The 25,127-nt window shown below is 40.4% G+C and carries 23 protein-coding genes and 1 pseudogene; 19 read left to right on the forward strand and 5 right to left on the reverse strand.

Features of this window, described 5'->3' with window-relative positions:
- The first annotated feature begins 178 nt into the window (after positions 1 to 178).
- The 3 genes from B2746_RS05390 to B2746_RS05400 all read left to right on the forward strand — a co-directional run bounded on the left by B2746_RS05390 (position 179) and on the right by B2746_RS05400 (position 3,652).
- Positions 179 to 2,179, forward strand: coding sequence for a hypothetical protein (locus B2746_RS05390; RefSeq protein ID WP_239597377.1), 2,001 nt, complete (start codon positions 179 to 181; stop codon positions 2,177 to 2,179).
- Positions 2,169 to 2,786, forward strand: a complete 618-nt coding sequence (locus tag B2746_RS05395; protein WP_239597375.1) for a hypothetical protein — start codon at positions 2,169 to 2,171, stop codon at positions 2,784 to 2,786. Before B2746_RS05390 ends, B2746_RS05395 begins: the two co-directional genes overlap by 11 nt.
- 248 nt (positions 2,787 to 3,034) lie before the next feature.
- The gene (locus B2746_RS05400) at positions 3,035 to 3,652 is read left to right on the forward strand and encodes a hypothetical protein (protein ID WP_239597373.1); all 618 of its coding nucleotides are present in this window, start codon (positions 3,035 to 3,037) and stop codon (positions 3,650 to 3,652) included.
- 168 nt (positions 3,653 to 3,820) lie between these two features.
- Here the strand turns inward: B2746_RS05400 and B2746_RS05405 are convergent, their stop codons facing one another.
- Positions 3,821 to 4,150, reverse strand: coding sequence for a hypothetical protein (locus B2746_RS05405; protein WP_239597371.1), 330 nt, complete (start codon positions 4,148 to 4,150; stop codon positions 3,821 to 3,823).
- 358 nt (positions 4,151 to 4,508) lie between these two features.
- On the opposite strand from B2746_RS05405, the gene B2746_RS05410 reads away from it, so the two are divergent.
- From B2746_RS05410 to B2746_RS05435, 6 genes are all read left to right on the forward strand, one after another.
- Positions 4,509 to 5,117 carry an RNA polymerase sigma factor gene (locus tag B2746_RS05410; RefSeq protein WP_239597369.1) on the forward strand — a complete coding sequence of 203 codons (609 nt, stop codon included), beginning with the start codon at positions 4,509 to 4,511 and terminating at the stop codon, positions 5,115 to 5,117.
- 265 nt (positions 5,118 to 5,382) lie between these two features.
- Complete coding sequence (locus B2746_RS05415; protein ID WP_239597367.1) at positions 5,383 to 6,558, forward strand: FecR family protein; 1,176 nt, start codon at positions 5,383 to 5,385, stop codon at positions 6,556 to 6,558.
- A gap of 47 nt (positions 6,559 to 6,605) precedes the next feature.
- On the forward strand, positions 6,606 to 6,776 hold the full coding sequence (locus tag B2746_RS05420) for a hypothetical protein (RefSeq protein ID WP_290791761.1): 171 nt from the start codon (positions 6,606 to 6,608) through the stop codon (positions 6,774 to 6,776).
- Positions 6,777 to 6,807: 31 nt separating this feature from the next.
- The gene (locus tag B2746_RS05425; protein WP_290791763.1) at positions 6,808 to 10,029 is read left to right on the forward strand and encodes a SusC/RagA family TonB-linked outer membrane protein; all 3,222 of its coding nucleotides are present in this window, start codon (positions 6,808 to 6,810) and stop codon (positions 10,027 to 10,029) included.
- Positions 10,030 to 10,041: 12 nt separating this feature from the next.
- Positions 10,042 to 11,439 (forward strand): RagB/SusD family nutrient uptake outer membrane protein, encoded by a 1,398-nt coding sequence (locus tag B2746_RS05430; protein WP_262915911.1) that lies wholly within the window; start codon positions 10,042 to 10,044, stop codon positions 11,437 to 11,439.
- A 53-nt stretch (positions 11,440 to 11,492) separates the two neighbouring features.
- Positions 11,493 to 12,773, forward strand: a complete 1,281-nt coding sequence (locus B2746_RS05435; RefSeq protein ID WP_239597360.1) for a TlpA family protein disulfide reductase — start codon at positions 11,493 to 11,495, stop codon at positions 12,771 to 12,773.
- Positions 12,774 to 12,822: 49 nt separating this feature from the next.
- On the opposite strand, the gene B2746_RS05440 is transcribed toward B2746_RS05435, so the two are convergent.
- Together B2746_RS05440 and B2746_RS05445 are read right to left on the reverse strand one after the other, a co-directional pair.
- Positions 12,823 to 13,122, reverse strand: coding sequence for a hypothetical protein (locus tag B2746_RS05440; RefSeq protein ID WP_239597355.1), 300 nt, complete (start codon positions 13,120 to 13,122; stop codon positions 12,823 to 12,825).
- Positions 13,123 to 13,317: 195 nt separating this feature from the next.
- Positions 13,318 to 14,217, reverse strand: a complete 900-nt coding sequence (locus B2746_RS05445) for a helix-turn-helix domain-containing protein (protein WP_239597352.1) — start codon at positions 14,215 to 14,217, stop codon at positions 13,318 to 13,320.
- 239 nt (positions 14,218 to 14,456) lie between these two features.
- Between B2746_RS05445 and B2746_RS05450 the strand changes: the two genes are divergently transcribed.
- Positions 14,457 to 15,362 (forward strand): helix-turn-helix transcriptional regulator, encoded by a 906-nt coding sequence (locus B2746_RS05450; protein ID WP_239597349.1) that lies wholly within the window; start codon positions 14,457 to 14,459, stop codon positions 15,360 to 15,362.
- On the opposite strand, the gene B2746_RS05455 is transcribed toward B2746_RS05450, so the two are convergent.
- A complete protein-coding gene (locus tag B2746_RS05455) occupies positions 15,298 to 16,176 on the reverse strand; it encodes a helix-turn-helix domain-containing protein (protein ID WP_239597346.1) in 879 nt (292 codons plus the stop codon). The genes B2746_RS05450 and B2746_RS05455 overlap by 65 nt on opposite strands.
- Positions 16,177 to 16,291: 115 nt before the next feature.
- On the opposite strand from B2746_RS05455, the gene B2746_RS05460 reads away from it, so the two are divergent.
- The 5 genes and pseudogenes from B2746_RS05460 to B2746_RS22820 all read left to right on the forward strand — a co-directional run.
- Positions 16,292 to 16,855 (forward strand): hypothetical protein, encoded by a 564-nt coding sequence (locus B2746_RS05460; protein ID WP_239597343.1) that lies wholly within the window; start codon positions 16,292 to 16,294, stop codon positions 16,853 to 16,855.
- A gap of 26 nt (positions 16,856 to 16,881) precedes the next feature.
- A complete protein-coding gene (locus B2746_RS05465; protein WP_239597340.1) occupies positions 16,882 to 17,760 on the forward strand; it encodes an RteC domain-containing protein in 879 nt (292 codons plus the stop codon).
- A 247-nt stretch (positions 17,761 to 18,007) separates the two neighbouring features.
- Positions 18,008 to 18,553, forward strand: a complete 546-nt coding sequence (locus B2746_RS05470) for an outer membrane beta-barrel protein (RefSeq protein ID WP_239597338.1) — start codon at positions 18,008 to 18,010, stop codon at positions 18,551 to 18,553.
- A 25-nt stretch (positions 18,554 to 18,578) separates the two neighbouring features.
- Positions 18,579 to 20,276 (forward strand): T9SS type A sorting domain-containing protein, encoded by a 1,698-nt coding sequence (locus B2746_RS05475; RefSeq protein WP_239597336.1) that lies wholly within the window; start codon positions 18,579 to 18,581, stop codon positions 20,274 to 20,276.
- A gap of 319 nt (positions 20,277 to 20,595) precedes the next feature.
- Positions 20,596 to 20,700: pseudogene (locus B2746_RS22820) on the forward strand (hypothetical protein); the annotation flags it as partial.
- Positions 20,701 to 20,992: 292 nt separating this feature from the next.
- On the opposite strand, the gene B2746_RS05480 reads toward B2746_RS22820, so the two are convergent.
- Positions 20,993 to 21,391 carry a hypothetical protein gene (locus B2746_RS05480; RefSeq protein WP_239597334.1) on the reverse strand — a complete coding sequence of 133 codons (399 nt, stop codon included), beginning with the start codon at positions 21,389 to 21,391 and terminating at the stop codon, positions 20,993 to 20,995.
- A 111-nt stretch (positions 21,392 to 21,502) separates the two neighbouring features.
- On the opposite strand from B2746_RS05480, the gene B2746_RS05485 reads away from it, so the two are divergent.
- The 4 genes from B2746_RS05485 to B2746_RS05500 all read left to right on the forward strand — a co-directional run bounded on the left by B2746_RS05485 (position 21,503) and on the right by B2746_RS05500 (position 25,122).
- The gene (locus B2746_RS05485) at positions 21,503 to 21,913 is read left to right on the forward strand and encodes a hypothetical protein (protein WP_239597331.1); all 411 of its coding nucleotides are present in this window, start codon (positions 21,503 to 21,505) and stop codon (positions 21,911 to 21,913) included.
- A gap of 140 nt (positions 21,914 to 22,053) precedes the next feature.
- The gene (locus tag B2746_RS05490) at positions 22,054 to 22,314 is read left to right on the forward strand and encodes a DUF4134 domain-containing protein (RefSeq protein WP_239598179.1); all 261 of its coding nucleotides are present in this window, start codon (positions 22,054 to 22,056) and stop codon (positions 22,312 to 22,314) included.
- A 10-nt stretch (positions 22,315 to 22,324) separates the two neighbouring features.
- Positions 22,325 to 22,666, forward strand: a complete 342-nt coding sequence (locus tag B2746_RS05495) for a DUF4133 domain-containing protein (protein WP_239597328.1) — start codon at positions 22,325 to 22,327, stop codon at positions 22,664 to 22,666.
- Entirely contained in the window at positions 22,651 to 25,122 is a 2,472-nt protein-coding gene (locus B2746_RS05500) for a TraG family conjugative transposon ATPase (RefSeq protein WP_290791774.1), read from the forward strand. Before B2746_RS05495 ends, B2746_RS05500 begins: the two co-directional genes overlap by 16 nt.
- Positions 25,123 to 25,127: the final 5 nt, after the last annotated feature.

Raw genomic sequence — 25,127 nt, forward strand, 5'->3', positions numbered from 1 at the left:
ATACAAATTTCCACTTGAAGTCTGCATTTTTTATAGATCCATCATTGAAAATTGGCTTACTTATTTTCTTTGATGGATGCTGAATAGTTAACTTTTTTTTGATTTATTGCTTGCATATTTAAATAGTTATATCTATATTTAGTCATAACCTTATTTAGAAATTACCTTATCCTGGGATATGCACACACCTTCATTGCAAAAGGCATTAGTCCTTATTGCTGCCGTTATATCGTTATTTTCCTGTAAGAAAGAATTTAATGCATCAGAACAATTCATCTCAAGTTCAAACGAAGTACTAGGTTCAATCAATAGTACGAGTTCTTCAGGCTCCACAGGCGACTACTGTTGGGAGGATGCTGAAAATGGACTTCAATCAGATAGTGTGTTGAAGCCAACAATTCTTGGTTCAAAATTACTAGGGGCCCCTTATTCCTTGGTTAAAATGAAACAGGCGTACGTTAATTTAACAGGTAGCAGTATCGGCGTAGTAGAAAATCAAAAATATATCCGCTTCAAGCCCACCAATAATAACCAATTGGCTCAGTTAGAGGATATGGATATTGATTTGTTCGACTATCCTCTTGATTATGAATTAATACAAGAAGGTGATTACTATGATGATGGGGTTACCCCAATCGAACAAATACCCTGGCTTTATGCGGTAGTAGACATGAATTTTGTGGCTCCGTCCGGAATAACTACTGAAGTTTTACAAACGTTGCATGTTCCCAATGATTATCGTATCGAAAATGAGGCATTTAGAATTACCGGCAATTATGTTGATACTGCAGGTTGTTCAAGTGGAAGCAGTTCTGCAATAATGGAATCTATGTCTTCTTCTAGCTGTGATTGTAGTTCAAGACCTAGTGCATTGGAATGCGATTGTAGAGTAGTTTGTGGTTTTAGCCCCTGTTTAACTCCTTTGCCACCAGTTCCAGTCATAAGAATTCCAGCGGGAAAAATTACTGTAAATGATGATGTACTTCAAGCTGATGTGGGCATTAAAAAAGTGCGCCTGGTTGCGCGAAGATTTCTCAAAATTGAACGGACCTATACAGATAATATTGGCAACTATTATTTTACTAAGAGCTTTCGTAATAAGTTTACTATGATAATGAAGTTCAAGAATGCAAATGCGAGTGTTTACGGACTCAGGGGGGCACGTTTATGGAGAATGTTGTTTCCGAATAGAATTAATATGGGTAGATTTAGGGGAAAAGTAAATAATGTGACCTACAATATTGCTGATAACAATGACGTAAGATCAAGAGGAGCAATGAATTGGGCATCTGCTACCATCCATAACACAGTTCAGGAATACAATTATACACATGCTACAGCTTTGGGAATTGGGACTGTTCCTGATAAATTAAAAATTTTGACCTTGCCAGGAAGTGGAAACGGTTCAGCACCTATGTTTGAAAAAAGATACATAACAAGTGTTTCTAATTATTTCTTCCGGCAATTTGTTACTCCATCTATTGGAATGGAGTATACCAGTGCTTACTTAGGTGCGATAGCAGGTGCGCTTGCAGGAAGAATAGACCTATTTATTACGTATAGTGCAAGTGAAACTGTCACAAAAACTAATGATAAATTAACTGAACTATGTTATCATGAATTAACACATGCGGCACATTATAAAAAAGCGGGAACTGCCTGGTATAACAATTTTGTGCAAGCTGAAATAAATCAAATTATTGCAAATTTTAATCAGAGTGATGCGCCATATGGGCCGAAGAATACTCCTGATGCTCCGATTATAGCTCTGGGTGAAAGCTGGGCATATCATACTGGTCATTACCTTACAAACCTAAAGTACGGGGCATTGAGTGGTTCATTTTTTGAGCAAGGTGAACCTTATTCAAATGATTCGCCTATTTCTGGATTAAGTAGTAATTTGAATTTGCTGGAAAATTTTAATCCCACAATATTAAGAGATCCATTTAATTGGATCCCACAAGGGTTGTACTATGATTTAATGGATAATAGAAATGATGATCAGGGGGATTATGTTCCATTATTTGATAATGTTGCTGGTTATACCTTTCAACAACTATTCAATTCATTGGACTCCGACGTTAGTAGCATTCAGAACTATAAAATTCGTTTGTTAAATGAGAATGGAAATAATCAGGCTACTGGGGTTAATACAATATTTACATTTTATGGGTACTAAATTCAGAATCTCATATATATTGGTCGTATTATTTGCTGGCTTCATTACCATCAATGCAACTTGTAATAAATCAGGTTTTGATTGTTCAATAGTCACCAATTATTTTGATTTACCGGCTAAAATCTATCCTGATCATGAAATGCTACCAATTTCTGATTCCTTGACCATATTAATTGATGAGTCAATTATATTCAGAGATGTGGTTACCGGACAATCCGTTAAGTTTGATAATGCAGGTAATTTGGGTAGTACTATATCATTTCAACGATATGATTCAACTAATAGCATGTGGGAACAGGCAGCTAATAATTTTCACTTTTCTTTGATCAAAGGGAAGAGTTCCGACCCTATAATTGTAGAATTAAATAGAGATTACTTATTTTATGAGAACAATAAACGTTACCAGTTTCATCTAATTATTAAGCCCCAAAGGACAGGTCTTTATAAATTGATTATGAGTAATTCAATTAATACATTTAGAAAAAGTGATCCTTGTGAAAAGGCAAATTTTAACATATATCTGAAAGAAACAAATCACAATAAACATTTAATTTCATCTACTGGCGAGGATCAACCCGGTGGATATTTCTATTTTGTGGTTAAGTAGTTGATCCAATTTCAGATACTTCGTTAGATTCGGAAGTTATTTTTGACTTTATGATTCCGGTTCACCATAAGCCTTTACTTATCGCATCCCGGTGAGTTATACCAATGATATTGTTTCCGGGTATACTTTTTAGCAACTTTTCAATGAATTGGATTCTGATTTTAGTGGTATGCAAAGTTTCAAACTCCGACTTCTAAAGGAAAATGGTAAAAATCAATCTACCGGTGTGAATACTATCTTTACCTTTTATGGCTACTAATTATCGATTCATTTATTGTACTATCGTAATTTTTATAGGAATTGCAACTATAAATGCTACATGTAATAAATCCGGATTAGATTGTACTCAGGTAAAGTATCGATTTGATTTGCCCGCAAAAGTTACCCCAGATAATGATTATCTTTCAACTGGCGACTCATTAGTGTTAGAGATAAATGAATCTATCAACTTCGTAGATTTAAACACAAGCCAAAACATAAATTTTAATAATGCTGGAAATTTAGGAAGTGCGATAGGTTTTCAGCGGTTTGATTCATTAGCTCAGTTTTGGTTTGATGCTGTTCAATCATTTAATTTTAAATTGATTGAAGGGAAAGCGACATCAAGTGTTAATGAATTGTTGTTTAAAGAATTTCTTTTTCCTGAGAAAAATAGCCGGTATTTGTTTAAGCTTATTCTAATTCCAAAAGAAAAAGGTTTATATAGGTTCGTATTTAGTAATTCTAGTAATACTTATAGAAAAAACGAACCTTGCATAAAAGCAAATTTTAATATCATCCTTAAAGAAACTTCTCACAATCGATACCTTGTTGGGCATGCTGATGAAGATATTCCAGGTGGTGATTTTTATTTCGTTGTAAAATAGGATTGTTTTTTATAGGCAATCCATTTAATCTTTACGAAGGGTATTAGGTGATTTGCAAGACCATAAAACAATTATCCCTTTACAGAGCCAATGCAATGAATATTCACAAAAAAAACAGGAATTGGAATTATATGGTAATTGATTAAGGACTTACGGATGTAAATGATCCTATTTCTGCTTTTTAGCTAGTAGTTTTTTGAATTTAACTAAATCGTCTTCGGTGATTCCATCCAGAAGTTCCCCAAATTCTTTATGTGTCTTACCCAAAGCGGAAATTATTTTGGATATCGTAATGGCTGAGGGATTTGATTTGCCCCAAAAAATATCAATTAAAGTTGCTTTTCTGAGTTCAGCTTCGAGATACAGTTTGTTATAACTGTTTATGACGGATGTACTCTGATCTCCTTCTATCCACTTCTTTCTATGCTCATTCATTAGTTTTCTGAATGCTATAGCATATTTCATTTGGATTTCAAGATCTTCCTTTGATTTTACCATCTCGAAAGGAACACCTTAAAAGAAATTTTATAGGTACGGAGTACCGTACCTATCTGAAAAATTATTATATTTACAAGTGCCTTTTTGTTGAATTAAGGCATTCAACTTAATTTGCGAATCTAGCTCATAAGTGGATTCGCTTGCGAGTCTCTCGTCCGCAGAAACGTAGGAAATTTCAAGGAGCGAGATGATAAGTATGGCGCCCAAACTCTATAGGCAATATAGGGTTGGGCCTACTTATTGTTTTTGCGTCCTTGGCTATCGAAAGATAGTAGGTCTCCTACGACCTCTGCGGGCAAAGCATGGTAGGTTCCAACCCTTTTTGCTTCTTAGGGAATCTCGCATTTCATTAATTCTAATGCGAAATGAGCTACCATACCACTCTCCCGAAGCCCTCGTCTCGGATTTCCGGAACGGAAAGGAGGCGGCATTGGAAGTCGTGTATGAACTTCATTCCCGCGCCATTCTTCTTTTTGCTTTTAAAATAGTACAGGACGAAGCCATCGCCGATGAAATCGTAGCAGAATCTTTTTTGCGTCTATGGAACAAACGCACCCAACTGGAAACCATGCAAGGGTTGATTGGCTACCTGTATACTATAGCTCGTAACCTATGTTTTCAATACCTCAATGAAGAAAAAAAGCGAAAAGAAGTACTTGTTGAATTCGGCTATTTAGAAAATCAGGCAGTGGATCCGATTTGTGAAGAAATGCGTTCGCGGTTACTGCAGGCGATCTATTTGGAAACCCAGCAAATGCCTGAACAAATGAAAAAGGTATTTACGCTGGCGTACCTGGAAGGGATGCTGGCACCCGCCATTGCTCAGGAATTAGCCGTTTCTGTGAATACGGTACAGACCCATAAAAAAGCAGCTTTAAAACGCATGCGAGCAGCACTGGCTAAAAAGGGCTTCACGAAATGGTCGTATCTAATTTGTTTGTTGGTCGGCTGGATAATACCCTACTAAATAGCATGCATGCAGTAAAATTTTTACTCTTCTCCATCATTTTTATTACTCCCTCGTTCCATAGTAGTGCAACCGAATAAACGGATTGCGACGCAAGGATGTTGCCACTAAAATTTATGGCTCGTATCACCTTTGCAGAATTGCTTTTTTTTGTTATATTTCTAAAGATGAATCAACTGAACGTCGAATAAATTTTTTCCTCCCAATTCACCAAGCAGGTACTTAATTCAATTAAAAGAGTATAAAACCGATCCAACTATCGCCCATGACTATGGATGCTACGATATTGCCTTTATTGTATAAATATTACCAACGTGCGGAACTGACGGCGGGTGAACTGGATCGCTTGCAAGCATGGCTAGCCAAATCTCCCGGGAACCAGCAGTTGTTTGATGACTTAAGTAATTCCGCGGCATGGGAAAAAGAAATGGAAAAGTATGCTGATATCAATACAGATCCAGCCCTTTTATTGCTTCGAGAGCGACTGCGAAAGCAGGAGCAACCGGTAGTACGACTGCGTTCCTGGCTACGTGTGGCAGCATTGGTAGGTGGCTTATTGGTGGTACTGAGCGGTTGGTATTGGTGGACCAATCGTACCACGGATGAACCACCACGTATGGCAGAAGCAAATCCAGTACTACCAATCACTCCGGGCCACCCGGACTCCTTGGTAACGGTGGAATCAAGTAATGGGGTACGGGTCGTACTGGTTGCTGGAAGGCAATCTACCCTTACAGAAGAGGGCCAGGTAGTAGCGCGCCAGCAGGCAGATCAGTTGACTTATATAACTACGGCCAAAAGCGAAAGTAATCAGTACAATATCCTGCGCATACCGATTGGAAAACAGTACAAGGTAGTATTGAGTGATGGTAGTCAGGTATGGTTAAATGCGGTATCACAATTGCGTTACCCAGTGTTTTTTTCCGGGGACAAACGCGAAGTGGAATTAAGTGGAGAGGGGTATTTCGAGGTGAAGGCGGATGCACAACATCCGTTTATTGTTCGTACGGAGCGAGGTGCTGTTACCGTAACGGGAACCCGTTTTGTGGTCAGTGCTTATGCTGCTGATCCTGTAATGCTAACTGGTCTGGAGGAAGGCAAGATTATGCTTCAGGCTAAGGAAGAAAATCATGTCATGCAACCTGGTCAGGTGCTTGCGATAGGGGAGAACCAGCGAATTCAGCCCAGTAAGGAAAAGCTGCAACAGGTACTGGCCTGGAAGGAACAAAAGATTTGGTTCCGGGAAGCAAGTTTTGAAACCATCTTTAAAACACTGGTACGCTGGTATGCGATTTCCGTACAATTTGAAGGCAATGTATCGACCCGTTTTACCGGTGTACTGCCTACCAACCTTCCACTCGAAGAGTTATTAAGCATTTTGGAAAAAGGTGGCGGGGTGCATTTTCGGTTGAAGGGAAGGGTGCTAACGATAACAGAATGAAAAACCAACATAGGCTCATCAACATACAGTAATCACTTGTAAAACAAATGTTCTATTCAAGTGTCCGAAATGGCGGACTCTTGAAAAAAGCCGGCTCCTGGTTGCAACAGGATCCGGCTACCGGATTAACATCCACTCACTTTGACGGAAAGCTATTGTTAACCCTTAATCAAATGTATGCAATTAACTGCTATTGGGAAATCTATGTCCGTTGGTAGGCGGACAGCCGAACTGCATCAAACCTTTCTTATGATCAAACTAACCATCCTACTATTGGTGGCAGCTTGTCTGCATGTGTCTGCACATAGCTTCGGACAGACAGTTACCTATTCCAAAAAACAGGCTTCCCTAGAAGAAATCTTTGAAGCCATTCACCAACAAACGGGTCTGTTTTTCTATTACAAAAGCGAGGATATAAAGCAAGCAAAATCGGTAAATCTCGCTGTTCGCCAGCAACCCGTTCGGGAGGTATTAGACTATTGTTTTGCGAACCAACCACTTACCTACTTATTACAAGGTGAAGTGATTTATGTTCGAAAACGAGAAGGGGTGCTTCCTGTTGTCGATACGCTTCCTTCCCTTATTAGGGGGCGCATTGTGGATGCTACCGGTCGTCCAATTGCCGGTGCCACCATTGGTATAAAAGGGGGACCACGCCTGATGGCCAGTAGTACTTCCGGAGAATTTAGTTTAGAAGACATATCCATACCTGTGAGGCTAGAAATTTCCTCTATCGGCTATACTTCAACAGAAGTATTGGTCCGATCCTATGACCCAATAGTTATTACCTTGTCCATTGAACAAAGTGACTTAGATGAATCCATTGTTATTGGATATGGAAAAACTACACGTCGATTTTCCACCGGATCGATCAGTAAGGTGAATGCTCAGGTTATTGAAAAACAACCTGTTTCTAATCCGCTAGCAGCTTTGCAGGGCAGAGCTCCTGGTCTTTTTATTACCCAGCGAAATGGTCTTCCGGGATCCGCGTTTAATATACTCATAAGAGGACGCAATTCTATCCAACAGGGGAATGAACCTTTAGTTGTCATTGATGGCGTTCCCTTTCCTATTAATCAATTGAATCAACGCAATTTTATCAACGCCAACCATCCCTTGAATACCCTTAATCCGTTGGATATTGAAAGCATTGAGATTCTAAAAGATGCAGATGCCACGGCAATTTATGGTTCCCGAGGAGCCAATGGCGTTATTTTAATAACTACCAAAAAGGGGACTTCAGGAACTACACAAGTGGACGTTCAAATAAATACCAATTGGGGACGTGTAACACGGGTACCTACTTTTTTATCAACGCAGCAATACCTTTCTATGCGAAAGGAAGCATTCGCAAATGACAATGTGGTTCCCACGCTGGCTAATGCGCCTGATTTACTGCTTTGGGATTCTACCGCGTATACCGACTGGAGCAAAGTTTTAGTTGGCAATACAGCATCTACCTGGCAAGGCCAGTTGGGGTTGTCAGGTGGCAGTCAATGGACACGATTTTCCTTTAGTACGAATTACTATAAAGAAACGACCGTTTTTCCAACGGAGTTAGGTACTTCCCGCTATTCGGGTCGGTTTCAGGTAGATCATCAAAGTAAAGACAACCGTCTGCATTTTTCACTTACCTCTTCCTACAGTGCGGAGGATAGCCGATTGGTCAACACCGATCTGACGAATTCCTTGAGTTTGCCTCCTAATTTACCTGATTTATTCGATGAGAACGGTAACCTTGTATGGGAAAAAGGGGGCATTGGATTTCCAAATCCGTTCCGTTTTTTAAAGGAGCAGTTCAGGGGACGGATGGATAGATTCACTACCAACAGTGTATTGTCTTATAGAGTATTCAAAGGCTTTGAGTTGAAACTCTCTTCCGGATTTAATACGCTTCAATTATCGGAAAATAGTCGTTATCCGAAAGCAGCGCAGAACCCGCAATTTGCAAACGCCCGCTCTAACTTTGCCAATAACCGAACGCAAACCTGGATTATTGAACCTCAGGCGGAATATCGAACAACTTGGGGTAATCATCGCATTGGAATCCTAGTCGGCGGCAGTTATCAAGACAGTAGAAATCAATTACAGACCATTGATGCTTCTGGTTATCCGAATGATAATGTATTAGAAGGTACTGCCGGAGCCACCAATATTGTAACACAGGTTGGAGGTAGCACTTACCGGTATGGTGGACATTTTGCCCGGATCAATTATGATTATCGGAAGTCTCTTTTATTGACGCTGTCAGGTAGGAGGGATGGTTCATCCCGATTCGGTCCTGCGAATCGAATGGCTAATTTTGGTGCCATAGGAGGGGGCTGGTTGTTTCACCAGCTTAAAGGCATGGAAAAGGTAGTGCCGTTCTTATCCTTCGGAAAGATTCGATCCAGCTGGGGAACTACCGGTAATGACCAAATTGGTAATTACCAATACCTGGACACCTGGGTGCCAACTACCTTTCCTTATGGTGGGGTAGCTGGTTTTCGTCCCACTCGATTGTTTAACCCTGATTATCGGTGGGAGCAGATCCGCAAATTGGATGTTGGGCTTGAACTACGCTTTTGGCAGGATCGGCTGCAGTTTAACACTACTTGGTTTCATAGCAAAAGCAGCAACCAGATCGTCTTTTATAATTTGCCTTCGCAAACTGGATTTACTAATGTGTTGATGAATTTCCCAGGTGTAGTGGTGAATAAGGGATGGGAGTTTGATTTTACGTACAATAATAAATCTACAAATAAGTGGAAATGGACATCCCAGTTCAACCTTACAATCCCTCTAAATGAACTTGTTGAATTTCCCGGATTGGAGACTAGTAGTTATGCACAAACCTATCAGATTGGCCAACCGCTGAATTTATTTTGGGGCTACCCTTTTGAAGGATTGAATCCACAAACCGGCTTGTATTCCTTCACTTCAGCAAGTGGGGCATCCACCAGTTCGCCCAATCGGGTGACAGATTTTCGAGTGCTTGGGACTACTAATCCAACATTATATGGAGGCTGGTCGAATAGTGTAGTCAAAGGTGGCTGGCAATTTGATCTTTTTTTACAGTTTGTTCAACAGCAAGGGCGCGATGTATTTTTTAGTACCGGATCTCCTGCTGGTACACGTTCTAATGTACCAAAAGAAATGTTGAATCGCTGGCAGAAGGCGGGTGATAATGCTTCCTATCAAGGATTCTCGCAACAGTCATTTGGTCCAGCCTACACTGCTGCATTTGCGGCCTCAACCTCGTCAGCAGCCTTTGTAGATGCTTCATTTATTCGATTAAAAAATGTTCAGCTTTCCTATCAATTGCCAAAAGGAATTGTACAGCAGCTTCGAATGAGTATGTTTAAACTATTTATTCAGGCCCAAAACGTACTAACGATAACTTCCTATGCGGGTGGTGATCCAGAAACACAATCCAGGAATACTTTGCCTCCATTACGTGTAATCAGCATAGGTATTCAATCATCGTTTTAAATCCGTAAATCAATGCAAGTTAAAACCTATACAAATAGCTTCTATTGGTCTTTTTTGATCCTAGTAGCATGCAATTTTTGCAGTTGCCGTCGTTTTTTAGAAGTTCCCCCTGCGCCTGAACAACAAACTGCTCAAGGATTGTTTTCCAATAACCAATCTGCGGAAACAGCTGTTGCTGGTATTTACAGTGAAATGGTTACCCGCCCGAATCAATTGACGGCGGGGTATGTTTCCTTGTATGGCGCATTGGCTGCGGACGAGTATTATTATTTCACACCGGGTTTGATGGATGAATTTTCAACCAACGAGCTCTCTGAATTAAATCATGGAAGTTTACAAGTGTTGTTTTGGCAACCAGCGTATCGATTTATTCATGCTGCGAATATGTGCATGGAACAATTGGAAAAGAGTGAACATGTATCCTCGGTAACAAAAAGAAAACTACTTGGGGAAGTGAAAGTGCTCCGAGCATTTCAGTATTATTTACTCAGTAGTTTTTTCGGAGCTATTCCACTTAGCCTTACAAGTTCATATGCTAAAAATGCAACAGAAGGACGCGTCCCGTATGGACTTGTACTGGAACAAATAAAAAAAGATCTAGAAGAAGCAATTGCGTTGTTGGATGGGGTGGAAGTTTCTGGAGGAAAAGGGCGGGTCAATAAAGGTGTCGCTATTGCCTTGTTGGTAAAATTGGCTGCCTTGGAAAAGGATTGGGAAACTGTTCAACGGCTTGTTACTGAATTGGAAGCAAGTGGGGGCTACCAATTGATGCCCAAATTAGATGATGTTTTTCTAAAAAACAGTCCAGAAGCTATCTGGCAATTGTACACCGTTCAGCAACAATTAAACACGTATGAAGGAAATATTATACTTCCACTAAATGAGCAAACAACTCCAACTTATTTACTAACAAACTGGTTGGTGGCAAGTTTCGAAGAAGGAGATTTACGCAAGCAGCACTGGATCAAACAGCGGCAGTTTGCAGGGGCTACCTTGTATTATCCGTATAAATTTAAGGTCAGAGGGGGAACCGGAACCTATCCGGAACTTGAATGCAATACTCCATTACGATATGCTGACATGTTGTTGTTAAGGGCTGAAGCAGCCATTCACCTAGGTGATCTATCCGGTGGCTTAGCAGATTTAAATGCTGTTCGGGTGCGAGCCGGATTAGCAGCTATTGAATCTGGTGAAGCAGAAGAATTATTGGAGGCTGTATTTAATGAACGACGTTGGGAATTGTTTGGTGAGTGGGGCAATCGCTGGTTTGACTTGAAACGGACTGGACGGGTAGATGGTGTTATGTCGAACTTAAAACCTGCTACCTGGCAATCAACTGACCAGCTTTGGCCGATACCCATCGCTGAATTGAAACTTAATCCCAACCTAACTCAAAACGAAGGTTATTAATGATACAGTTAATAAGCAGAAGGGGCATGCTATATATTATAGGAATGCTTCTTATGAGTAATTTGTTTGCACAAACGGATTCCTTACAAATTGGTGATGTGTTACCCAAAATCAAGATTATTGGATTTCGAACAATGGAATCCCACAGTACTACTGAAGTGTTTTCATTTGAAGGGCGACCCACTATTTTGGATTTTTGGAGTGTTTGGTGTGCATCCTGTATTAAAGCGTTACCAGGATTAGACAGCTTGCAACAGGTATTTGGTGACAGCATACAAATTATTTCAGTTACCCGAAATACCAAAGAAGAGGTACAAAAGACCTTACAACGTTTTGGTTTTTGGCCACGACACCTAAGAATAATATATCAGGATTCAACATTCAATCAACTGTTTCCTCATGTTTCAGAACCATTTCATGTATGGCTGGATAAAAATTCTGTAGTGCGTCATATTACAGGTGGGTATAATGCCACTTTTGAGCACATGCTCAGTTTTCTTCGCGGGGAATCACTTCATTTATCCGAAACTCGGAATAATGATACGCTGGGTATTGGCAGTCCAGTTGGCTTTCCCGTTCAAGCCGCCTTGTATCCGTATGTACAATCCTATTCCTTGTTTTTTAAAGGGATGGATGAACAAACAAGTAAAAATGGATTTTTTTTGAAACCACTTTCGGATGATTCCAGTAAGTTACTGCTTCAATTTTTTAACCAACCGCTCTATAAAATTTATGCGATTGCCTACTCAAACGAGTTATTTGGGTTTGATCTTCGGTTCCTACAATTATTACCCATTGCGCAGATACAGCTAACTACCAGAGATAGCAGTCGGTTTTTTTTACCAAAGGATGGAAATTTGAGGGATGCCTGGAAGAAGCGGTTTCTTGTTTCTTACGAAGCTGTCCAAAGAGGATTGAGCACAAAAAAAATACTACAACGATTGCGATCCGATTTGGAACAGGAATTCCCTTACAAAGCAACCATTGAAAAGAGAAAGATGAAGGCATTGGTTCTACGAACAAAGCCCGGTAAGGTAATGGATAATTTTTATGCATGCTTGCCACCGAAAGTAATTGTAACTGATAACTCCTATATAGTTCGGAATACTACCTTACAGGCTTCTTTAGTTCAGGATTTGAGAAGAGGGCAATTATATGGTAAGTATCCTATTGTAGATGAAACAGGCGTTGATGAACGAGTTAGTTTTCAACTTTCATGTACACCTGATGCATCCATAGAAATTTTGCAATATTGTTTGCCTTCTATAGGATTAGAGCTCTCGATTGAAGAACGTTTCGTTAATGTGCTTGTTATTCAGGATTTTTCTCTGTAGTGTTTAGTTTTTAAAAAAGCAGCCGCCTTCAGGCGGCTGCTTTTTTGTATCAGGGTGCTGATTTAAAACGTGATTGCTGAATGGTGGAGAGATCTGGTAAATTGGGTGAACCTGTTTGAGGAACGGCCAAAATTTCACACAGATACGTCTCATCAGTTGGGCATTCCGGAGAATTGTCTCCATCGACTGAATACTGGCTTGCGATGTTTTCCTGTCCAGGGCTGCCGTTAAAATCAAACCAAACAGCCATTAATTCCGGAGTTGCTTTTGGTTCTTCTTTCGCTGTAACAGCCAACGTAACAATTAGTGCAAAGAACAAAGCGGAAAATCCAATTACATACTTTTTCATACGTTTCTTTTTTTATAGTTAAGGTGCTTACTCTTTTAGCAGGTTTTCAGCATTCCCCTGGTATTGCAATACGATCTTTAATTTTTTAACTGTCTCATTTGATAAGGTTATTGTATAAAGTTCAACTGATTGATTGGGATCAGAAAACATCAACGCTTCTTTCTTTTATAGCATTTGTAGAAAAATTTATAGATTTCATAAGCCAAATTGTTGTTGATACTTTTTGGGAGGAAGCCCAAATAATTTGGTGAACAGGGTTGTGAAATGGTATACATTGGCATATCCCACGCGAACTGCAATTTCTTTTATGGAAACTTCTTTCTTAAGCAGTAAGCTAGCGGCTGTTTGCAAACGGTATTGATTGATTAGGTCAATTATAGAACAACCGTAAAGGCCTTTAATGCATTTTCTGAAATAGGGTTTATTGGTAATGCCTGCTTCGGAAAGTAATTCATCGATCAATAAATGTTGGTGGGATATGCTCAGTAAAGCTGCCTTTTGTTGATACACAGTAGCGGCGATGTCCAGGGAAATAAAACGGGCTTGCTCCGCAAACTGATGTAAGGAAGAAAGTATGTCGATTAAAGTCCGAAGTGCAATGGCAGATGGAAGGTGTTGTAAGAAAGGGTGGGGAATCTGTTGAGGAACCTGTACGGCCAGTTGATGCCATTTGGAAGCAGGCCATATTTTGGGCTGTGGTAACAAAAATCGAGGATGTAAAAAATTGCTGACTTGTTGCTGGATCCGGGTGATTTGAATAATTTCTTTGAAGCTGTCCTCTGAAAATCGTAGAATCATCCACCCGTAGGTTTGTCCCTTTCGCAAGCGAATGGTAAAGGACATATACGGACTGTACAACAATTGAAAGCCGGTTTCATGCAGGGTGATTTCTCCATTGCCGGTAATGTGAATATCAGCACTGTTCTGAATCAAAGAAAAACAAAGAAAGGGATAGTCATCTGCCATGATCATGAGTTGATCCGCATTTTCGGTGGTTACCCAACCCCATTCAATGGAACCATCGGTATCTTCTAAAAGTTGCCCCAATAACTTCCAGTCCGGAGTAGTTACCGCAAACAGGCCGGTTCGTTCCATTGCCACTTGGGGTTCAAGGACACAAGGGCCCCATCGGTCAGAGATGTAGGAGCTAGGCACCTGTTAGTTTTTTTGGAAATTAAAGTAGTAGTTGAAAGCATATTGTAAAACTCCAGATTAAAAACTTTGATTCCTGTCAATTTCCTATTCCTGGCTATTTGTATTTCCCTTTATTAAATGGTATCTTACTAGTTAGGTTATCAGAGATTCTGGCAACCGTGCATCAAATAAACCTTTCCATGAGTATAAATCCCTTTATCCATAGACCGGGTGCAAAAGCTATGCATTGGCAGCTGGATCGGTTTCCTGGATTTCAGGTGTACCGATTTATGAACGAACCTGCAACCAGTCCCGGTTGGGCTATCCTTGCCAAGGAGCCACTCCTTTATTGGACGATTTGTTTACAAGGTGCCCTGCGTTTACGAACTTCGACCTCTCACCAATTGCTTCCTGCGCACATGGCGCTCATCAGTTGTTTACGTGAGGGGAAGGAACGTTGGCAGATTGGTAGCCAACAACCGGCCAGTGGCTGGGTATTCCAATTATCACTGCGTGAAATCAAGGACTGGTTGACAAAAAAAGTTGCTAGTAATTGGTGGCCTTATTTTGTTGATCCCTTTTCGGATTCCGTCTTTAAGGAACATTCTTTTCTATTGACTCTTCAACAGGAGCGCTTTTTTCAGCAACTATCCATTCGTGCTGGTCCCCACTTTCTAGTGGAAGATCAACTCGCATTGGAACAACAGGCGTTTCAGTTATTGGAGCAATTGGTATTAACCCAGGCAACTGGATCGGTAACCGACTTAGCGGATGAAGAGGAACGGGTATTGGCTTTGGTGCCCTATATTCTACAGGAACTGGATAAGCCGATCACGTTGTCGATCCTGTTGCATTTCACGGGCATGAATGTGTTACGGTTGCAAACGCTCTGCAAACAATTATATGGCCAGTCCTTACATTCCTTTGTCCAACTGATGCGTATTGAAAAGGCAAAAGAATTGTTGCTTCATAGCAATGAATCCATTCTGGCAGTAGGTATTCAAGTAGGATTTTCCTCACCAAGTTATTTTTCCCGTGTGTTTAAGCAACGGGTAGGTGTGGAGCCGCGTGTCTTTCGGAAAAGGGGAATACGTGCAACTGCTTGACTTGTTTTCGGAATACATGCGGAGTGATTCCGAAATGCGCTTTAAAGGCTGTAATAAAATTTTCATCCGACTGGTACTGCAATTGCTTGGCAATATATTCAATGGTGAATTGGTTTTGATGCAGCAATTGAACAGCATAGGTCATTTTAAGGCGCAACAACCATTGCTGTGGAGTGCAATTAAAAATGGATTTGATGAGGAGGTTGAATTTATAGGATTTGATGTGAAGAGCGGAACACAGTTGCTGAATGGATCGAATGGCAGCACCAAAGGATAAGAGTTGCTGCTCCACCTGAATGATTTTCTGCGTTTCTTGAAAAGGCAGCCGTGTTGTTGCTGGTGGAGCAGAACAAGTGGTTGCAGTTATCAGCGTGCGGATGAAATAGGGTAATCGAGTCGACGCATGTGTAAGATTGGAAGTTTCACTGAGCAATAATAACAAGGGGTAACTGATTGGGGGTGTTATTTCGGAGGCAGTGGCAAGTGGGAAGTTGGGTGTGGGCTGCCATACGTCGAGGGGGATCTGTAAAAGGAGTGCACTTGCTTGAGGAAGAAGGGTTAGGACGGAGCCGGTAGGCTGCGCTCCGGATTCAAAGAGACCATGATTGGCAGCAGGAAGCGGTTGTCCATTCCAGTAAACTGTGGCCTGGAGACAGAAAATCCATTGGAGCGTGTTTGGTAGCAGATCATGGGGGACGACGCGAGACGCTTTTGTTGCTTCATAGAAATGCAACTGACAGGTTGCTGTTCCAAGCATACAGGGTTGAGCATTTCCAGTAGTTGAAACCCGTGATAAAACGGTGCTTTTTTTCAAAGTATAAAAGTTTAGCGTATAGAAAGTACAATTTATAGTTTATGGAATCAAGGATATTCGAATATATAAAGAATGGATTTACCTGGGCGGTAGACGGAATATGATGGGAGAACCGATGATAGCGTCCCTATATCCGTTTGAACAACCCCCAACCTGGTTGGAATGGATAGATGATAATGGATTATCATGGCAATTTCGGGCCTGCTGGATTGTTCGCGACCTGCAGCAGGTATATGCTGTTTTGAATGATCCAACCCATTTGACCAATCAGATTTGGGAGATACAAACGGAACGTTTGATCCATCGTATTCAACGGCGTTTAAAGACGCAAGGTGAACAGTCGGTGGTGGTAGAAAGGCAAGGGAAAGTGCTCAGTTATTGGGAACTGGTACCGGTGAGTAGAACCAATTTATTGATCCATTGCCCGCTATTGGTGGAGGGTTGGGTATTGTATTATTTGGTACCCAGGGAGACTTGCCATACCGATAGTTGGTTAGCTGCTCTTAGAATGGTAATGGAATTTGTTCGGTCCGGTAGTCGTTGTGCGTTGCAGTTATTGGTGGAGTTACCAGGTACCCACGAACGCATGCAGCGATTCATGGAATCCATCGGCTTTGAACTGATTGCTACCTATACCAATCCGCTTGGTTGGGTGGTATTGTATCGTTGGTCGTCCTGATTTTAGTACCTTAAATCTTCCTATGTATGAACGCCAGACAATGGAGAGTTTTGGAGGGAGCACCGGTAGACATTCAGGAACGGTATGCTCAATTACTGCAGGAGCTTGAAACGCTCAGCGTACAGCCGGGTAATAATGCATTAGCGGTTGCGAGTGCTGCCTGGAAAGCAAGTAGAGTGGCATTAAACTGGTTAAAAACCTATTTGGAACAACATCCCATAGTAGCTGTTGAAGCAGAAATTATCTTTTTCAAAAAAATCAAGCCGGTCTTTCAACAGGAGTATTTGTATTGGATGAGTGTATTTGAGGGCTGGCTACATTTTCCAATGGGGACGGAAAAAGCCGTTAAGAAATATGTACAACAACAGTTGGACTCCCTGGCACATTTTCAACAAGTACACACTGCTTTTTTTCAGTACCTGCGCCTGGAACGTACGGATCTTGATCGACAGTATTTTACCCGGCAAAGTAGCGGCGATGAGGAGTTGTTGGACCCCTTGCTACTGGATCGGGATCGAACCTGGTCTACCGGTTATGATGTGTTAGTTGCCAGGTATTGGGCCAATGAAAGGCTGGTAGCTTATTGGCAACAGGTATTGGTAACGTCAACTGAACAACCTGCTCCAACAGGTCCGGAACAAAAATACCTCCCCCTTCGGTGGACAGCATCTAAGGCGGCACTGGTAGAGTTGATTTATGCATTACAAAGTTCGGGTGTATATAATAATGGTCAGGTGGAATTGAAACAACTGGTCAATTTTTTCAGCCATTATTTTCAGGTTGACTTGGGAAATTTCTACCATGTCTTTAATGAAATCCGATTAAGAAAAAAGAATCGGACCCAATTGCTGGATCTACTGAAGCAAAAAGTAGTTGCCAAAATGGATGAGCTAGATTTGAATTAGATGAATTTCGATGAAATTTATTTCTAAAATAAGTATTACTATTTATATTAAAATACAAAGTGTTTTTTTATTCACAGTACTTCTTTTATTATTACTATCTATTATGTTGATTTAAATAGGTGTAACAAGTAGATTACCACTTTGAGGTATTAATTCAAAAAATTTACTTCTTACATTCAATACTAGTCAATTGAAGTAATTAATATTTACTATGTAATTACTCTTTAAAAACTAACCAAAAAATTCTATGAGATTTATTTATTTTACCGTATTAGCCTTTCTTTGTGCAAGTAGTTGCTTTAGCCAAATAACTAAAAACAATTGGTTGATGGGTGGTCAGTTATCATTCGATCATTCAAAGACAAAAACGGATCAAAGTGAGATTAGTTCAACAGTATTTCAAGGTAAGCCAAACGTAGGTTATTTTTTTGTTGATAAGTTAGCAGGTGGTATTGCATTCGATCTAATCCACAGCATTTCTACATTAAGTTCAAAAACACGGGTTACAACTTTTGGGGTTGGACCATTTATCCGTTATTATTTTTTAAATACTGATAATAGAATAAATGTTGTTTCTGATGCTCGTATTGGATTTAATGTGACATCAAATAACCAAAATTCTTTAAAAAACAGATATACTTCTTACAGTTTTTCCGCTGGGCCGTCCGTATTCTTAAATTCCAGTGTGGCAATGGAATTGCTAATAGGATATACAGGATACCAAGCGTCAACCAGTAGCAATAATGGTATACGAGCTTCAATTGGATTTCAAATTCACCTAGAACGGGAATGATAAGTATAAACCTAAACCTTTCAATATGAAAAGATATCTTTTATTGCTTCTTTTAGGAGCCAGTCAACTTATGCATGCCCAAACATTGGAATATTCAAATTTGGGATACTCCTCCAGTATTTGTAATATATTCAATTCTCCTCCTTTAAAAGTAGTTAACGGCTTTAAGCATTACCCAGTATCTGGTGGCGTTACCTATTCTTCTGGATTAATATTAAAAACTAAAGGAGGATCTGATAATTCTAGTACATATGGAACAGCTTTTGCAATTGAATTTGATATAAAACAGAATTACAGATACAAAATTACAGTCACTTGTACCAAGTCCTCAATTGACAATAATTCTACTCCTGACTTAAAGATGCATACTGCTTTAGAATTGCCTGATCCAAGTGAAACATCTCCTGCATCTTGTGGTTCTGTTCCAGGTCCAAAATGGAATTTCCCTTCCGAGATAGGTAGTGCTGTAATCAATTCTACAGCTTCTAAATCTTATTTAGTAGTTAATAATTTTATCTCATCTTTAAATGACAACTATTTTATTGTTACAGCATCTGCTGGATCTACCTCTGAAGTTTCAGAAGTAAAGATTACCAAAATCGTTATTGAGGAGTTTCCTCCTGTATCTTTTACAATACCTGCAACCATTATGGTTGGATGTGGACAATCGGCCATACAAAACATAAGTATCTCGAATGTGTACGGGACTTCAGGTGTTACAAATTATACGTGGAAACTAGGTCCGAATAATGGTTGGCTGTATGGCGGTGTTGACGCTCCTCAAATAATTTCAACAGGCACTTCACCCAATATTGAACTTACTCAAAAGTGTGGCGCAAAATTAAATCCAATAATTGTTGATGTGACTGTTGGTTCAACAGTTTATTCTACTAATCAGTTAGTAACTACTGTCAGCCTTCCATCAATGAGTATATCAGATCCTGGGTCATTTTGTTCTGGATCTAAACAAGTACAAGTAGTTGGATTGCCTTGCAACACAACAGTTGAGTGGTCATCCCAGCCTACAGGAGTTGTACAGATCTCATCTTCTAATAATATTGCTACCCTTACTAAAGTAGGGAGTGGTACAGTAACAATATCTGCATCCTTCACAGCTTGTGGTACATCTGTTACGAAATATAGAACAATTACGGTTGGTGTTCCAAATGTACCAGAATTTATCAATGTGTATGGTAATGGAGCAGATGATCCTATGTGTTTAAATCCTGGTGGGTACCGTGCTGAAGCGGTAATGACTGGAGGAACAAGCGATCAATATGAATGGTTTCTTTGGAGTGGTATTACCTCAAGTGCAAGTGGAGGAAATAATCCGTTTATTTTAGGGGCTACTGGATTTGATATTCCGATTACTATTTCATCCAGTTTTAGCTCTGGTTATATTCGTGTAAGAACAATAAATGCTTGCGGTTATAGTTCAGCTGTTTTTTTAGAGGTTAGCACTCTTTGTGGGCAATTAAAATCAAATTTTGCAATCTATCCAAACCCTTCCTTTAGTGATTTTAAAATTGAAAGAAAAAATCAGGATGAATTTATCCAACAAGTTGAATTGGTTGATCAAAGTGGAAATATTATAAAAAAGTATTCAGTTCCTGAAAAATCACAAACATTCACAATCTCATTAAGAGACTTCAGACCAGGTTCATATTATGTACGAATTTTTAATGGTGTAAGTTGGGAGGTCAAGCCTATCTCATTAAGATAATATATATACTATAAAAGTCACCTTAATGGTGACTTTTATAGTATAGTATGACATTCAAAATTGTGAAGTTTATTTAGCAATAAATGAAATATATCAAAATGGTGAATTATTATTATAAAAACTAAGGTTTTAGAATAAAGATGAATTACTAAGTGACAAACGGTTGTTCATATTTACAAAATTTGGAAGAGGGAAAAATTACCCCCGCTGAAGGTTCGAAAAGAAACGTATTTTATAAATCACTATCTAATACGATTATGATCTAAAGGGTTAGTAAAATAGCTCATTTCGATTTCATGATTGATCTGGTGATTTCTACCATGTCTTTAATAGAATCCGATTAAGAAAGAAAAATAGGACCCAATTGTTGGATCTCCTAAAGGAAAAAGTAGTCGCCAAAATGGATGAGCTGGATTTTTGGTAAATAAAAATAGCTTATAATTATGTTATCGACATATATAGAAAACATATCGAAAAAAAGTATAAATATGTACACGATAGCTACGTGATCGGCAAAAATGTCTAATACATGTAAACATTATTTAAAAATATGTACATATGTAATAAACCTGTCGATGATATAAACATGAACTGGAATCATCCAAACCTTTCATATAATACGTGGCCGGATTTGCAAACAAAAATAAGTTAAAATACACCGCCATATTTAGTCTGCAAAATGGATGAACTGGATATTCGGTGGACAGGCCTCGCTGCTAATTTTTATGCGCCTGTAAGGCATAATAGGTAAGCCTGAGTTTATTGGCATTGGGCTTTAGTTGTTGAAGTACGTGTATGTGCTCAGGATTTACAAGCAACCAATTGACGAGTTGTTCTAATTCATATTTTGATATGGCATTTAGTTCTCGTTTTACCAACCAGCCACTTACAACCCATAATTCCATTAATTCATCGTATTTATCTAAATAGGACTCAGGCGTAAAATCAATATTGCGCTCATATTCTGTGAGTACTTCAAAAAGTTCCATATTCTCATCCTTTTCTAAAATCCAATTATCTAATTCATCGGCTTCGATTTCAGTTAGAGCATTATTGAGATAGCCAATAATTAAGCCTGCGATGCGAACTGGCATTTGGAGTGGTGTATTGTCCATAAGAGAAGGTTTTCATTAAGTTACTATTTTATTTTATTTCTCCCAAGTTGGGAGGAACTATTGAAAAATCGCTTTTCATCCTCCCCATATTTGTGTGGTAAAGCGATGGTCATGTTAGGTGCTATTTCCTGGGGACAATTTCTATATTTTTTACTCGGCTGTTTGGCTGGTTATTATGCAGTCCTCTGCTGGAAATATTACCGGACCTCATTACTGAATTGGTGGAAAGCCAAACGGGCTCGTTCCACTCCAGAACAAGATTCCACGCGTATTGAACTGGAGGATCAGTTTGCGGCTGCCAATCAATGTGCCAATCGGATCCGCGGATTATTAGATGGGCCTGAAACAAATCAAACAGAAGCTGAAATACTTGTATCCATACAACAACTATTACGGGATTATGGCTGGTTAAAAGGCACGCCATTTCAGGTAGCCATTAACAACCTGCTTATGTATGGATTCGAGCAACGATTCGACCGGCCATTGGAAGAGAATGAACTGGAGTTGTGTTGGATAGGGTGAGGGGTAGAAAGTCCTGGGGCCCTTGGCTCCGTAGGTTGAGGGTTCCCAGGCATTTTTAATGGTGAAATTCATGATGTATGCAACAAAGAAATAAAAAGCGGCGATTCGCTGTACGACTGAGTAGTTGGTTGTTAGGGTGTATGGTTAGTGTTGCCGGGCAGGCACAGGATGGTATTGCTGGTATCGAGGAGGCTAATACGAAAGTACGGGGCTACTTCGATGCCGGCACCAACCTGATGTACGCGGTCGGTGCTATCCTGGGATTGATTGGTGCCGTTAAAGTGTACCAGAAATGGAATGCCGGAGATCCCGACACCGGAAAAGTGGCAGCCGCCTGGTTTGGGTCCTGTGTTTTTTTGGTAGTCGTTGCTACGGTGATTAAATCCTTCTTTGGCATTTAAGAAGTACCACATGGCAAGCAGTGTCTATACCATCAACAAGGGCATCAACAAGCCGATTGAATTTAAGGGATTCAAGGCCCAATACATTTGGTACCTGGGTGGTGGATTGCTGCTATTATTAATTCTCTTTGCGATTTTATACATCACCGGACTCTCGCCCTTTCTATGTATTGGTATTGTCGGTGCACTGGGAGTAGTGCTTGTTAATAAGATTCGTAGGTGGAGTAACGATTATGGGGAGCATGGGTTGATGAAAAAACTGGCCAGTAAAAAGGTGCCTGCTGTTGTTCGTGTTCGCACGCGACTATTGTTTATTAGTCCTGAAAACTACCTTCCATGGAAGCAACATTAGCCACCTATTTTCCCATTTTGGGAGTGGAAAAGGATTGCATCTTATCCCGACAAGGGGCCGTGAGTGTAGTCTATGAAACAACCCTGCCGGAGGTTTTCACACTTTCCAATGAGGAGTATGAATCATTTCATCAAACCTGGATCAAGGCCATCAAGCTGCTTCCGAAGCAAACGGTGTTTCACAAACAGGATTGGTTTGTAGCAGCTCGTTTTCAACCCGCTTTTGGAAAAGAGGACCGCAGTTTTTTTGGACAGAGCAGTGATCGATTCTTTTATGAACGACCTTATTTGGATCATCGTTGTTATATCATATTGACCCGGCGGTTGAATGAACGACGATCGTCTACTTCCTTGTTCTCGTTGTTGTGCCGACCGCACCTGGTTCCACCGGAATTGCTGCATCCTACCAAACTACAAGATTTTCTAGATGGTTGTGGTCAATTTCAACGGGTAATGGAAGACAGTGGGTATGTGCGTCTGCGTCGGGTGTTGGAAAAAGAATTGATCAGTACCCACCAACGTGCTGGTTTGTTGGAGCAGTACTGTTTTTTGCAAGAGGAGGCTGCTTCGCATCCCATCATGGCCGATATCCAATTCCCGGAACAACTGCAAATCGGATCCAAGTATTGCCAGCTCTATACCTTGGGAGATGTGGTGGATCTGCCGGGGGTATGTGGTAGTCGCATCAATTACGATCGGTATTCCACGGACCGGACCAAGTTCAGTGTGGGTTTTGCTTCTGTATTGGGCCAACTCTTGCCCTGCAATCATATCTACAACCAGTTTTTGTTTTTGGAGGATCCGCAGAAAATGATGCAGCAGTTGGAAAGTAAGCGGTTGCGCTTGCAATCGCTGGCAGCTTATTCTAGAGAGAATGCACTAGCCCGGGAAGCCACTAATGAATTTTTAAATGAAGCCATTAGTCAGCAACGACAACCTGTGAAAGCACATTTCAATTTGCTGGTTTGGACAGAGGAGAAAGAGGAGTTGAAGCAATTGAAAAACCTGGTATCAAGTGCCCTTGCCCAGATGGATGCGACACCGAAGCAAGAGCTGGACGGAGCGCCGCAAATCCACTGGGCGGGCCTACCGGGGAATGCCGCTGATTTTCCCATGAATGAGACCTTTGATACGTTCGTGGAACAGGCTACTTGTTTTTTAAACCTGGAAACTGCTTATCAAAGCTCGCTTAGCTCCATAGGCATTAGGTTGGGCGATCGCTTAACTGGAAGACCCATACAAGTGGATATTTCAGATGAGCCGATGAAGCGGGGATTAATTACCAATCGAAACAAATTCATTCTGGGGCCTAGCGGAAGTGGTAAATCCTTTTTCACCAATCACATGGTGCGCTCCTATTATGAACAGGGTACACATGTCGTGCTGGTAGATGTGGGTCATAGCTATAAGGGTTTGTGCGATCTGGTGAAAGGGTATTATTTCACATACTCGGAAAAAGCACCCATCCGGTTTAATCCGTTTTACATTGGGCAGGGAGATGAACTGGACACCGAGAAAAAGGAAAGTATCAAAACCCTGCTACTGGCACTATGGAAAAAAGACAACGAGACCTTTGGCAGAAGTGAGTACGTGGCCTTGTCGAATGCCTTGCAACTGTACTTTGAGTATGTGGGTAACAACAAGGAAGTATTTCCCTGCTTCAATAGTTTCTATGAGTTCCTGCAGGCACAGTTTGTTCCCTTGTTAAAAGAGCAGGCTGTGAAGGAAAAGGATTTTGATGTTTCTAATTTTTTGTATGTATTGCGGCCCTATTACAAGGGGGGAGAATTTGATTATTTGTTGAATGCCACCGAGCAACTGGATTTATTGCAGCAACCCTTTATTGTATTTGAACTGGATAATATCAAAGACCATCCGATTTTGTTTCCGGTCGTTACGTTGATCATTATGGAGGTGTTCATTGCAAAAATGCGCAAACTTAAAGGTATTCGGAAGATGATTTTAATTGAAGAAGCCTGGAAAGCGATCGCAAAGGAAGGGATGGCCGAATACATCAAGTACCTGTTTAAAACGGTGCGCAAGTTTTTTGGTGAAGCGATTGTGGTTACTCAGGAAGTAGAGGATATTATTTCTTCTCCAGTGGTGAAGCAAGCCATCATCAACAACAGTGATTGCAAGATCTTGCTGGACCAGAGTAAGTACCAAAACAAATTTGATCAAATCCAGGAACTATTAGGACTAACCGAAAAAGAAAAGGCGCAGGTGCTAAGTGTAAACAAAGCCAATGATCCGAGTAAAAAGTACAAAGAAGTATTCATCAGTTTGGGAGGCGTTTTATCCAAAGTGTATCGAACGGAAGTTTCATTGGAGGAATACCTGGTGTATACGACGGAAGAAACAGAAAAAATGCAGGTGCAGGCCTATGCGGCAAAATACGGTGGCATACAAGAGGGGATCAAGATCCTGGCGAGTGAGTGGCGGGAAAAAATAAAGTAAACACT

It is taken from the genome of Flavihumibacter sp. UBA7668 (genome assembly GCF_002483205.1).
In the GTDB taxonomy this organism is placed as follows: domain Bacteria; phylum Bacteroidota; class Bacteroidia; order Chitinophagales; family Chitinophagaceae; genus Flavihumibacter.